Source organism: Streptomyces sp. NPDC054842 (assembly GCF_053611025.1).
Genome location: NZ_JBSGZN010000005.1, coordinates 137,757 through 149,856 on the forward strand (window position 1 = coordinate 137,757; position 12,100 = coordinate 149,856).

Genomic DNA, 12,100 nt, shown 5'->3' on the forward strand with positions numbered 1-12,100 from the left:
GGATGTCCCAGATGCCCCAGCCGACGGCTCTTTCGAGGTGCCCCAGTTGCGAGGAGCCCCTGGAGTCGGGGGACCGTTTCTGCGGTGCGTGCGGGTTCGACCTGTCGGCGGTGCCCGCACCGCCCCAGGACACCCCCACGATCACGATGAACGGCGCGGCGCCACGCCCCCCTTCGGAGGTCTCGTCCGTGGACTGGCCCGACGCCCCCGAGCGGGGCAGTGCCGGCGCGCCCGCCCCGGTCCACCTGCCGACGGACATCCCCGGCACGGACTCCGGCGGCGCGGAACTCCCGGCCGCCCACCCGCCCGCCGGTCCGCCGTCCGGTCCCGGTCCCGCGGCGCCTCCCGGCGCGCGGCCGCCCGCCGCCTTCGGTGCCGTGCCCTCGCCCGCCCCGGCCCCGGGGCACCCCGCCGCCGCGCCGGGCGCCGAACAGCCGGACGCCGGGGGCGAGTCCGCCGCCGGAGTGCGGTTCGACAGGCCCGTGGAGCCGGACGAGTACCCGCTGGCCCCGCCCGGATCGGCGCCCGCCGATCCGCGCACCGCCGACCTCGGGACGCCGCCCGCCGGCACCAAGCTCTGCGTGGCCTGCCGCGCGGGCCACGTCGACCGGGACGGCTACTGCGAGAACTGCGGACACGCCCAGCCGCGCGAGCGCGACCACATGGAGCAGGAGCTCGCCGCGGTCGCCGCCGTGAGCGACCGCGGGCTGCGCCACCACCGCAACGAGGACGCGTTCACGCTCTCCTCGACCGCGCTGCCCGACGGTTCGCCCGCCGTCGTCGCGATCGTCTGCGACGGCGTCTCCTCGGCGACCCGCCCGGACGAGGCGTCCCTCGCCGCCTCCCGGGCCGCGGGCGAGGCGCTGCTGGAGTCGCTGCCGCTCGGCACGCACCCGCAGCAGGCGATGCACGAGGCGATCGTCGCGGCCTCGCACGCCGTCAACGCCCTCGCGGAGGACCCCGGTCCGGCCCGCGAGCACACCCCGCACCAGAACGCCCCGGCCTGCACCCTGGTCGGCGCCGTCGTCACCAGCAGTCTGCTGACCGTCGGCTGGGTCGGCGACAGCCGCGCCTACTGGGTGCCGGTCGACCGGAGTTCACCGCCGGCCCGGCTCACCGAGGACGACTCGTGGGCGGCGCAGATGGTCGCCGCGGGCCTGATGAACGAGGCCGAGGCCTACGCCGACGAGCGTGCCCACGCCATCACGGGCTGGCTCGGCGCGGACGCCTACGAACTGGAGCCGCACACCGCCTCGTTCAAGCCCGACCGCCCGGGCGTGGTGGTGGTCTGCACCGACGGACTGTGGAACTACGCCGAGGCCGCCGAACACATGGCCGAGGTGGTACCCCCCGACGCGGCGGCCCGGCCCCTGCACAGCGCGCGGGTGCTGGTCGGTCACGCCCTGGACGGCGGGGGCCACGACAACGTAACAGTGGCCGTCCTGCCGTTCCCCGCGCCCTCTCAGGGGGCAGGATCGGCCTGAGGCCACAGCACGGGAACGGGAACGGCCTCGGACCGGAGGGGACCGGTCCGCATATCGTCTTGGTTCCGCCCGCCGCGGGAAGCGGCGGCGCGGGACGCCTGGGGGGAGCAGAGAAGGCATGGCCAATTTCTCGAAGTCGAATGTGCCGCGGTTCTCGGTGGACGTGTACCAGAACGAATACCTGCCGGAGGGCGGCCGCGAGGTCAACGCGATCGTGACGGTGAGCGCGACCGGCGGCGGCACCGTCGGCAGCGCGGTCGCGGCCCCGCACCTGTACGCGGCCGGACAGGCCCCCGACGCCGCCGTGGCGATCATGGTCGACTGCTCGGGCTCGATGGACTACCCGCCGGCCAAGATGCGCGGCGCGCGTGAGGCGACGGCCGCCGCGATCGACGCGGTCCGCGACGGCGTCCACTTCACCGTGATCTCCGGCACACACGCCGCCCAGGAGGTCTACCCCGGAAACGGCGGGCTCGCGGTGGCGGACACCCGGACCCGCGAGCAGGCCAAGCAGGCGCTGCGCAGGCTCAGCGCCGGCGGCGGGACAGCGATCGGCACCTGGCTGCGCCTCGCCGACCGCCTGCTGTCCTCGGCCGACGTGTCGATCCGGCACGGCATCCTGCTCACCGACGGGCGCAACGAACACGAGTCACCGGAGGACCTGAAGGCCGCCCTGGACTCCTGCGCGGGCCGGTTCACCTGCGACGCCCGGGGAGTCGGCACGGACTGGGAGGTCAAGGAGGTCACGGGAATCGCCTCCGCGCTGCTGGGCACCGCCGACATCGTCGCCGACCCCGCGGCCCTGTCCGCCGACTTCACGCAGATGATGGAGACGGCCATGGGCAAGGAGGTCGCGGACGTCGCGCTCCGCCTGTGGACGCCCGTCGGCACGGAGATCAAGTTCGTCAAGCAAGTGGCGCCCACCGTCGAGGAACTGACGCACCGTCGCACCGAGGCCGGCCCGCGCGCCGGCGACTATCCCACCGGCTCCTGGGGGGACGAGTCCCGCGACTACCACGTGTGCGTGCAGGTCCCCTCCGCGGGCATCGGCCAGGAGATGCTGGCCGCCCGCGTCTCCCTGGTGATCCCGCAGAGCGACGGCAGCGCGCAGAACCTCGGCGCGCAGGGTCTCGTACGGGCCGTGTGGACCGAGGACATGGTGGCGTCGACGTCGATCAACCCCCAGGTCGCGCACTACACAGGACAGGCCGAACTGGCACAAGTCATCCAGCAGGGACTGGATGCGCGCAAAGCGGGGGATGTCGACGGGGCGACGGCCAAGCTGGGCCGTGCCGTCCAGCTCGCCAGTGCGTCCGGCAACGCCGATACTGCGAAACTGCTTGCGAAGGTGGTGGACGTCGTCGACGCGGCGGCGGGTACTGTGCGATTGAAGGCGCGGGTCGAAGAGGCGGACGAGATGACTCTCGAGACCCGGTCCACAAAGACTGTTCGTGTAAAGAAGTAGCGAGCCCGGCCCCTGAAGGGGACCGGAGAAACCCGGCCGAACCGGCCGGAAAAGGAGAGGGGGAAGCGCCGACATGCCGACCTGCCCGAACGGACACCAGTCGGGTTCCGACGACTGGTGCGAGGTCTGCGGTCACCGCATGGCCGGTGCCGTGCCCCCGCCTCCTCCCCCGCCGCCCGCCGGTTACGGCTACCCGCCGCCCGGCTCGCCCCCGCCGCCCGGCGCGGGCGGCCGACCCGGCGGCGGTCCCGGCGGCGGTCCCTTCTCCGCCGTGCCCGAGCACGAGCCGCAGCTCTGCCCGCAGTGCCGCACGCCCCGCGAGGGCGGCGCGCCCTTCTGCGAGGAGTGCCGGTGGAACTTCCTCACCAACACCGCGACCTCGTACACCCCGGCCGCGCCGCGCCCGCCCGCGCCGTCCTCCGGGGCACCGGGCGGTCCCGGCCCCGGTCCCGCACAGCGCTTCCAGCCGCAGCCCGGCCCGTCCTACGGTGGCGGCGGTGACGCGTACGACTACCAGAGCTCGCGTCCCTCGCAGATGAACCGCCCCGCCGAGCCGATCCCGCCCTTCGGCCAGGAGCCGTCGGGCCCCTCCGCCTTCGGCGACCCCGCACGTCCGGACCGGCCCGGCTTCCCCGGCGAGCCCTCCCGGCCCGCCCAGCCCGGTTTCCCGGGTGAGCCCTCCCGGCCGGCCCAGCCCGGCTTCCCGGGCGACCCCGCGCGGCCGGTCCCGCAGCAGTCCGGCCCGCCGTCCGGCGGTCCCGGCGCCCCGCAGGCGTTCCAGCAGCAGAGCCAGACGGCTCCGCCCGCGTTCCAGCAGCAGAGCCAGACGGCACCGCCCGCCTTCCCCGGCGAGCGGCAGCAGCCGCAGGGCCAGCCGCAGTCCGGTGGTCCCGCCTTCGGGGGCGACGACGACTGGGTGCTGCCTCCGCCCTCCGGCGGCCAGGGCGGCCAGGGCGGTCCCGACCAGGGCCGGCAACAGGGCGGCTACGGCTTCCCGCAGCCCGGCGCGACCCAGGCGCCTCCCGGCCCGGGCGGCGGCTACCAGCAGCAGCCGCTGACCTGGACCGCGACGATCGGTCCCGACCGCGCGTACTTCATGGCGATGATGCAGCGCTCCGGTCCCGAGGCCGCGGGTCTCAACCTGCCCGCGTACTCGCCCGAGCAGCAGCGCCCGCTCACCGGCAACCAGCTCACCATCGGCCGCCGCCGCCACTCCACCGGCGACACCCCCGACATCGACCTGTCGGTGCCGCCGGAGGACCCGGGCGTCTCGCACCAGCACGCGGTCCTCGTCCAGCAGCCGGACGGCAGCTGGGCGGTCGTCGACCAGAACTCCACGAACGGGACGACGGTCAACGGCGGCGAGGAGCCCATCCAGCCCTTCGTGCCCGTACCGCTCCAGGACGGCGACCGCGTCCACGTGGGCGCCTGGACGACGATCACCATCCGCCGGGGCTGACGGGGGCCTCCCCAACCTCCGGGAAGCCTCCTGGGCGGCCGACGAGGCTCGTACGGTGGCCTACGGGGCTCGTGCGGTGGCCGGCGGGGGCTCGTACGACAGCCGGCCTGGGCTCGGGGCTCGTACGGCGGCCCGGCCCGGGCTCGTACGGGCGCGGGTCAGCGCAGTGACCAGGCGTAGGGCCCCGCAGGGTCGTCCAGCCACGCCCAGGCGTCCGCGCCGCTGACCGTCACGCCGTACCGCTCCCGCGTCGGCTGGTGCTCGCGCTCCCACAGGACGTACGCCTCGTACGGGTCGAGACGGCCCGCCGTCAGCGTCAGCAGGAACCGGAACAGGTCGTCCGTCCTGGCCCGGTGCGGCAGCCCGTCGAGCTGCGGCGGCTCCGGCTCGGGCGGGGTGTCCCCGCGCAGCGGTACGAAGAAGGCGGGCGTGTGCAGGAAGTGCCCCTCGGCGTGCCCGCCGTCCCGTACCCGCAGGGCGATCAGGCCGGTGGCCAGCGGCGCCAGGATGCGGGCACCCGGGCCGCACTGCGGGAGCCAGGCCCGCGGGATCGAGGTCAGTGTGCAGGTCGCGATGATCCGGTCGAAGGGCGCGCGCTCCGGGACCCCGCGGGCTCCGTCGCCGGTGACGACGGCCGGGTGGTGGCCGGCGGTGGCCAGATGCCCCCGGGCCGAGTCCGTGATCTCCGGGTCGAGGTCGACGGTGGTGACGAGGTCGTCGCCCAGCCGGTGCGAGAGCAGCGCCGCGTTGTACCCGGTCCCGGCGCCGATCTCCAGCACGGTGTGCCCGTCCCGTACGGCCAGCTCGGTCAGCATCTTCGCCATCAGCGAGGGCTGGCTGCTGGAGGAGACCAGCTCCCCGTCCCGCACCCGCGTCGCCAGCGGTGCGTCGGCGTACGCCCCGCGCAGCCAGCGCTCCCGTTTCCGCCGGTCGGGGTCCTCCCCCCACATCCGCTCGTAGCCGCCCAGGACGCCGACGTAGTAGTACGGCACGAACAGGTGCCGCGGGACCGCCTCGAAGGCCTCCCGCCACACCGGGTCCGCGGCCCAGGCCCCGCTCGCCTCGATCTCCCGCACCAGCGCCGCCCGCGCGGACGCGGCGAGGTCGTCCAGGCCGTGGTCGAGAGCGTGGGCACCCATACCTCCACTGTGCTGCCGGACGGCTCCCGGCGCGAGTACCGGAGCCCTCCGGTCCGCACTTGGGCGGCCCCTCACCGGCCCGAAGCACCCGTCCGGTACCGGGGGACCTAGGTCTTGAGTCCTCCGTCGGCGCGTCTGAGACGATGGACGGGTGAATGAGATCCGGCGCGGCACGCTTCAGGAGCAGACCTTCTACGAGCAGGTCGGCGGCGAGGAGACCTTCCGCCGCCTCGTGCACCGTTTCTACGAGGGCGTCGCCGAGGACCCGCTGCTGCGGCCGATGTACCCCGAGGAGGACCTGGGCCCCGCCGAGGACCGTCTCACGCTGTTCCTGATCCAGTACTGGGGCGGCCCGACGACGTACAGCGAGAACCGCGGCCACCCCCGGCTGCGGATGCGCCACGCGCCCTTCACCGTCGACCGGGCCGCGCACGACGCCTGGCTCCGGCACATGCGCGTCGCCGTGGAGGAGCTCGGCCTCTCCGAGGAGCACGAGCACACGCTGTGGAACTACCTCACGTACGCGGCGGCCTCGATGGTCAACACCGCCGGCTGACCCACCGCGCGTCCCGATCCCCGTACCCCGGCCACCGGCCACCGGCCACCGGCCACCGGCCACCGGTAGGACCTTGGCCGGGTACGGAGGGGACGGTCAGCGGACGCTGACGTCGGTCCAGCGCGGTCAGCGGACGCTGACGTCCAGCGCGCCAAGTCCCGCCCTGCGTACGGCTATCGAGCCGTACGGCGTGCGCAGCCTGAGCCACGCCCCCGACGAGTACAGTCCCAGCGGCTCCTCGTCCGGCGCCGCCGCGCGCGCGGGACGCAGGAACCCGAGTGCCTGCGCGGCGTGCGCCGCCCGCACCGGAAGTCCGGTGTCGCCGACCGGCCGGGACCAGATCTCCCGCCCGATCCTGTCGAGTTCGGCGCGCGTCCGCCGGTCGGCCGCCAACTCCTGCGTGCGCGACCGGAATTCGGCGACCGCCTCGGCGACCGTCGCACGCACCGCGGCCGGTTCCGGAAGCCCGGGCTCCCGCCGCCAACCGCCGCGGGGCGGCAGCAGCCCGGCCCAGGGCGGTCCGGTGACGGCGGCCGGCACGGTGACGGTGGCCGCCGTGTCGTCGAGCGACTCCAGGAACTCACCCGCGGAGACGGTCACGTCCAGCGAGTCGTCGAGCCCGCTCTCGTACGGCTTGGCGAGCCGCGCCGCCCGGACGGCCAGGACCTCGAAGGACGGCGGCCGTCCGAACACCGCGAGTGCGGTGCCGGACACCTGGAGGCGCACCGCGGCGGCGCGGTCGTAGTGGATCAGCCTGGCCAGGAAGGCGGCGAGGTCCGCCGCCTCCCCCTCGTCGGCCAGATGCAGGACCGTCATGCCGCGACGGCCTCGGAGCGGTCGTCCTGGTACTCCATCAGGAACTCCCGCTCCTCCTCCGTGATGCGGCGCGGGCGCTGCGCCTCGAAGTCGAACGGCACTATGACCGTCTGGGCCCGGACGTACACCTGGTCCGGGTCCTTGACCTCGTAGGCGAGCGTGAACGACGCCGCCCTTATCTGCGTCACCCAGAGCTCGATGTCCACCGGCGCGTGCCGGTGGACGAGCTGGCGCTTGTAGTCGATCTCATGGCGCGCCACCACGGACCCCTGCTGGAAATCCTTGTCCGGCCGGAACAGGAAGTCGATACGCGCTTCCTCCAAGTAGCGGAGGAAGACCACGTTGTTGACGTGGCCGTACGCGTCCATGTCCGCCCAGCGCAGCGGGCAGCGGTAGATGTGCCGCAAGATCAGCCCCGCGTCAGCTTCTTGTAGGTGGCGCGGTGCGGACGGGCCGCGTCCGGGCCGAGCCGCTCGACCTTGTTCTTCTCGTACGACTCGAAGTTGCCCTCGAACCAGAACCACTTGGAGTCGCCCTCGTACGCGAGGATGTGCGTCGCCACCCGGTCCAGGAACCACCGGTCGTGGGAGACGACCACAGCCGCACCGGGGAACTCGAGCAGCGCGTTCTCCAGGGAGGAGAGCGTCTCCACGTCGAGGTCGTTGGTCGGTTCGTCGAGGAGCAGCAGGTTGCCGCCCTGCTTGAGGGTCAGCGCCAGGTTCAGGCGGTTGCGCTCACCACCGGAGAGGACGCCGGCCGGCTTCTGCTGGTCCGGGCCCTTGAAGCCGAAGGCGGAGACGTAGGCGCGCGACGGCATCTCGACCTGGCCGACGTTGATGTAGTCCAGCTCGTCGGAGACGACCGCCCACAGCGACTTCTTCGGGTCGATGTTCTCGCGGCTCTGGTCGACGTACGAGATCTTGACCGTGTCGCCGACCTTGATGGTGCCGGAGTCCGGCGTCTCCAGGCCCTGGATCATCTTGAACAGCGTGGTCTTGCCCGCGCCGTTCGGGCCGATGACGCCCACGATGCCGTTGCGCGGCAGCGTGAAGGAGAGGTCGTCGATGAGGACCTTGTCGCCGAATGCCTTGCTGAGGTTGTTGACCTCGACCACGATGCTGCCCAGACGCGGGCCCGGCGGGATCTGGATCTCCTCGAAGTCCAGCTTCCGCATCTTGTCCGCCTCGGCGGCCATCTCCTCGTAGCGGGACAGGCGCGCCTTGGACTTGGCCTGCCGGCCCTTGGCGTTGGACCGCACCCACTCGAGCTCTTCCTTGAGCCGCTTGGCGCGCTTGGCGTCCTTCTGGCCCTCGACCTTGAGTCGGGAGGCCTTCTTGTCGAGGTAGGTGGAGTAGTTGCCCTCGTAGGGGTGCGCGCGGCCGCGGTCCAGTTCGAGGATCCACTCGGCCACGTTGTCGAGGAAGTACCGGTCGTGGGTGACGGCGACGACGGTGCCGGGGTACTTCGCGAGGTGCTGCTCCAGCCACTGCACGGACTCGGCGTCCAGGTGGTTGGTGGGCTCGTCGAGGAGCAGCAGGTCGGGGGCTTCGAGGAGCAGCTTGCACAGCGCGACGCGGCGGCGCTCACCACCGGAGAGGTTGGTGACGGGCCAGTCGCCGGGCGGGCAGCCCAGGGCGTCCATGGCCTGCTCGAGCTGGGTGTCCAGGTCCCACGCGTTGGCGTGGTCGAGGTCGTCCTGGAGCTTGCCCATCTCCTCCATGAGCGCGTCCGAGTAGTCGGTCGCCATCAGCTCGGCGACCTCGTTGAAGCGGTGGAGCTTGCCCATGATCTCGGCGGCGCCGTCCTGCACGTTCTGCAGGACCGTCTTCGACTCGTCCAGCGGCGGCTCCTGGAGGAGCATGCCGACCGAGTAGCCCGGCGACAGGAAGGCGTCGCCGTTCGACGGCTGCTCCAGGCCGGCCATGATCTTCAGAACGGTGGACTTACCGGCGCCGTTCGGGCCGACCACACCGATCTTCGCTCCGGGCAGGAAGCTCAGGGTGACGTCGTCGAGAATCACCTTGTCGCCGTGCGCCTTGCGCGCCTTGCGCATGGTGTAAATGAACTCAGCCAAGAGAAACCGTCCGGACGCTTGAAATCGGCAGTGGGCAGATACACCCCATCTTGCCTGACGGCCACCCCTGGATGGAAACCAGTCTCATCGGGGGCCTGTGACGCGCGCCTCCCGGAGGGTGTTCCCTGTCCGATCAGCCGACCGCCCGCCCATTGTCGTCGGCATTGTGTCCTCTTTCGTCACAGTTTTCGATAGTTCTTGACACCTGTGAGGTGTCCGAGAAGCGTGGGGCGAGGACAAGCGACAGTCCGCAACGCTCTGCCGCACAGCACGAGAGACAGTCTGGAAGCTGAGCGATCATGACCAGCAGCACGACGACCAAGAGGCTCGGAGCGGGGTTCGCAGCGGTGGCCGCGGCGTTCACACTGGGCCTCGGCGCCGCCGGAGTGGCCGACGCCAAGATCGAACCGGTCGACATCTCCTGTACCAACCCGAGCGGGCACGAGCCCGGCGGGCAGCAGCCCACTTGCACGGGCGGGGCGCTGACGCAGGAGACCGAGAACCAGAACCCGGCGGGCCACGCCCCAGGTGGTCACAACAGGTAGCAGCCAGCACGTGAGGCAAGGGAAGGAGCCGTAGCTCCATCAGCACAAGCCCCCGCCGGCGAGGCTCTCGCGGGCCGGGGGCTTGACCACGCTCTGGGTGGAGCGGTGGCCACGTGGGGACATCGGCCTCGTGGGGACGTCGGCCGCATGGGCGCGGAGCGCAGGGGCGGGGATCACATGGGCGGGGAGGGCCGCAGGTCCCCCACCTGTCCCGACCCGCACATCGCATCCCACCCGCATCTGGATCCGATGCCGGTGTCCGACCGGCCGGGCGGCTCATCCCCACTCGCAGCCCGGGGCCCGTCTCACTGTCCAGGTGTCAAGGTGCCGTGTGCTCAGCCTCGCGCACGCTCATCCCTGCGTACACGCTCATCCCTGCGTACACGCTCAGCCCCGCGCACGCTCGCCCCGCGCCCGCTCAGTCCTGCGCGGGCGTCTTCTTGCGGAGGAGCAGCAAAGCCGTCCCGCCGATCACCAGGAGGCCGATGGCGGTGCCCGCGATCATCGGAGTGGCGCCGGAGCTGCCGGTCGCGGCGAGGTCCGTTCCCCCGGTGGTCGTACTGCCGCCCGCGGTCGCCGGGCTCGGCTCACTGAGCGTCTGGGTCGCGTCGCCGCCGGCGCCACCCTCGGTCTCGCAGTCGAGCACGCCCGTGAACCGCTTCTCGAAGCCGTTCGGCCCCTTGATCGTGAAGTCGTAGGCCTGGTCCTCCTGGAGCGGGATCGTCACCGTCTGCGAGGCCCCCGCCTCGATGGTGTGCTCCAGCCCCATCAGCTCGAAGGTGAACGCCTCGTCGCCCTCGTTGGCGGCCGTGATGTCCACACCGCCCTCGGCGCAGTTCTTCTCGGCGGACAGGGCGGGTATCGCGCCCTTCTCCGCCCAGTTGGCGCCGGCCGTCGCGGAGACCGTGGACTCGCTCGACCCCGCGAGTATCTGCGTCTGGCTCCGGGTGTCGGAGGTGAAGGCACGGCCGACCGGCACGGTCGTCGACGCCTGCACGTCCACGGCCGCGTACCCGTCCGGCGTGTCCTCCGGCACGTCGAAGTAGAGCCGGCTGCCGTTCCCGGCCGAGGTGACCGGCTTCCCGTCCTGGTCGACGACCCTCACCCCGGCGGCGTCCGCGTCCGCCGGCGGTGTCACCGTCACGCTGTCCGCGTTGGTGCGCACCGTCACCGGGCCGAGCCTCTCGCCGGCGCGACCGGAGACCGCGGGCGGATCGAGAGCCAGCGATGCCTTCGGCTCCGCGAGGTTGCGCGCGCTCTTGTGGAGGTAGTCCGCGAGCTTCTCGGCCCGCGGGCTCACCGCGTCCACGTCGGCGCCGTCCGAGTACCGCCAGATGGCCACCTGGGTGCCGGCCGCCGCGTCCTGCTCGGTGAGGCCGCTCGTCCCGGCCTTGCGGGCCAGCGCCGCGAGATCGTTGACCTGCGGGTAGGAGTTCTGGAGGATCCAGCGGATCCTGCCCGCGTCCGCGTTGCCGTTCAGCGAGGTGCCGCTCCAGGGGGTCTCCCGGTACTTGGCGTCCTTCTGCGTCGGGTTGTACAGGTCGACGCAGTAGGTCTGCAGCATCCCGCCGTTGTCGACGGACATCTCGAAGAGTCCCGCGGAGATCCGAAGGTCCTCGTCGCCGTCGTGGATCACGGCGTCGCCGTACGTCTTCAGGCCGCCTATGGTCGCGGTCGCGCCGCCCTGACCCTGCGGCGCCTCGTCGGCGACGGCCGCACCGGCGGTGGCCATCGCCCCCGTGGCGAGCAGCCCCGACACGAACGCCGCGGCGGTGAGGCGTGCGGCGCCCCGCCTTCGCGCGGACGACGCAGAGAACCGAGAAAACACAGAATTCCCCTCCGAGCAGGACCCGTTGATGTGGGGGAACGGTCCCACCAGCAGAATCAGAAGCCCCATGAGCTATGCCCGGCATCCTAGGGAGACGGCACACCGCTCTCCCCAGTCATGTGATCCGATAACCGATCCGACTCGGAATCGTTATCGGTTGGCAGAACCCTGTGAGCTGGGCTTATCGACAAATCCACCAGGACCGTACGGAAAGCGGACGCCGGTGGGCCGTCCACCGGTCAGCCGGTCCCACCTGACATCACGTCACCGCGGCAGGTTCCGGTTGCTCCTCGGCCGCCGCACCGCTCCGACTGCCGGGCTCCGTCTCCCAGTTGGGTTCCGGCCGGGCCGCGGCGGCCGCCCCCGCCTCCGCCTCCCTGGACGGACGCCGGAACGCCGACGTCCCCCGCGACAGGTCGTGGCCGACCGCCACCGCGTCGATGTCCGCCGACGTCCAGCTCTGGCCCTCCCGTACCTCGGTGCGCACCTTCAGCCGGCCCTGCACGATGACCGGGTCGCCCACCGAGAGGGACGCCCCCACGTTCGTCGCGAGCGCCCGGTTGGCCCACACCGTGAAGAAGTTGGTGTGCCCGTCCGTCCACGTGCTCTTCTCGCGGTCCCAGTACCGAGTCGTCACCGCCAGCCGGAACCTCGCCGACGCCCCCGACGCCGGCTCCCGGTACACGGGCTGCGTCGCCACGTTCCCCACCGCGCACACCATCGTCTCGTTCATC

The 12,100-nt window shown here is 72.3% G+C and carries 11 protein-coding genes; 5 read left to right on the plus strand and 6 right to left on the minus strand.

What is annotated here, in order from left to right; all coding sequences use genetic code 11:
* Positions 1-2 precede the first annotated feature (2 nt).
* From ACWGIS_RS06050 to ACWGIS_RS06060, 3 genes are all read left to right on the plus strand, one after another.
* On the plus strand, positions 3-1,484 hold the full coding sequence (locus ACWGIS_RS06050) for a PP2C family serine/threonine-protein phosphatase (RefSeq protein ID WP_453361193.1): 1,482 nt from the start codon (positions 3-5) through the stop codon (positions 1,482-1,484).
* 118 nt (positions 1,485-1,602) lie between these two features.
* Entirely contained in the window at positions 1,603-2,949 is a 1,347-nt protein-coding gene (locus ACWGIS_RS06055; protein WP_453361194.1) for a vWA domain-containing protein, read from the plus strand.
* Positions 2,950-3,022: 73 nt separating this feature from the next.
* Positions 3,023-4,408, plus strand: a complete 1,386-nt coding sequence (locus ACWGIS_RS06060) for an FHA domain-containing protein (RefSeq protein ID WP_453361195.1) — start codon at positions 3,023-3,025, stop codon at positions 4,406-4,408.
* A gap of 158 nt (positions 4,409-4,566) precedes the next feature.
* Here the strand turns inward: ACWGIS_RS06060 and ACWGIS_RS06065 are convergent, their stop codons facing one another.
* Positions 4,567-5,547: a methyltransferase domain-containing protein gene (locus ACWGIS_RS06065; RefSeq protein WP_453361196.1), complete on the minus strand. Its 981-nt coding sequence runs from the start codon at positions 5,545-5,547 to the stop codon at positions 4,567-4,569.
* Between the two features lie 151 nt (positions 5,548-5,698).
* On the opposite strand from ACWGIS_RS06065, the gene ACWGIS_RS06070 reads away from it, so the two are divergent.
* Complete coding sequence (locus ACWGIS_RS06070; RefSeq protein WP_355785306.1) at positions 5,699-6,103, plus strand: globin; 405 nt, start codon at positions 5,699-5,701, stop codon at positions 6,101-6,103.
* Positions 6,104-6,229: 126 nt separating this feature from the next.
* Here ACWGIS_RS06070 and ACWGIS_RS06075 read toward each other — a convergent pair whose 3' ends face one another.
* Genes ACWGIS_RS06075 through ettA form a run of 3 tightly spaced genes read right to left on the minus strand, consistent with a single transcriptional unit; the run spans position 6,230 to position 8,993 of the window.
* Positions 6,230-6,919, minus strand: a complete 690-nt coding sequence (locus ACWGIS_RS06075) for a hypothetical protein (protein WP_453361197.1) — start codon at positions 6,917-6,919, stop codon at positions 6,230-6,232.
* The gene (locus tag ACWGIS_RS06080) at positions 6,916-7,326 is read right to left on the minus strand and encodes an acyl-CoA thioesterase (protein WP_453361198.1); all 411 of its coding nucleotides are present in this window, start codon (positions 7,324-7,326) and stop codon (positions 6,916-6,918) included. The genes ACWGIS_RS06075 and ACWGIS_RS06080 overlap by 4 nt, the downstream gene beginning before the upstream one ends.
* Positions 7,327-7,328: 2 nt before the next feature.
* A complete protein-coding gene (ettA, locus tag ACWGIS_RS06085; RefSeq protein WP_453361199.1) occupies positions 7,329-8,993 on the minus strand; it encodes an energy-dependent translational throttle protein EttA in 1,665 nt (554 codons plus the stop codon).
* Positions 8,994-9,292: 299 nt separating this feature from the next.
* Between ettA and ACWGIS_RS06090 the strand changes: the two genes are divergently transcribed.
* Positions 9,293-9,538: a hypothetical protein gene (locus ACWGIS_RS06090; RefSeq protein WP_453361200.1), complete on the plus strand. Its 246-nt coding sequence runs from the start codon at positions 9,293-9,295 to the stop codon at positions 9,536-9,538.
* A 418-nt stretch (positions 9,539-9,956) separates the two neighbouring features.
* On the opposite strand, the gene ACWGIS_RS06095 is transcribed toward ACWGIS_RS06090, so the two are convergent.
* Together ACWGIS_RS06095 and ACWGIS_RS06100 are read right to left on the minus strand one after the other, a co-directional pair.
* A complete protein-coding gene (locus ACWGIS_RS06095; RefSeq protein ID WP_453361201.1) occupies positions 9,957-11,366 on the minus strand; it encodes a TQXA domain-containing protein in 1,410 nt (469 codons plus the stop codon).
* Between the two features lie 259 nt (positions 11,367-11,625).
* Complete coding sequence (locus tag ACWGIS_RS06100; protein ID WP_453361202.1) at positions 11,626-12,099, minus strand: single-stranded DNA-binding protein; 474 nt, start codon at positions 12,097-12,099, stop codon at positions 11,626-11,628.
* Between the last annotated feature and the right edge of the window lies 1 nt (position 12,100).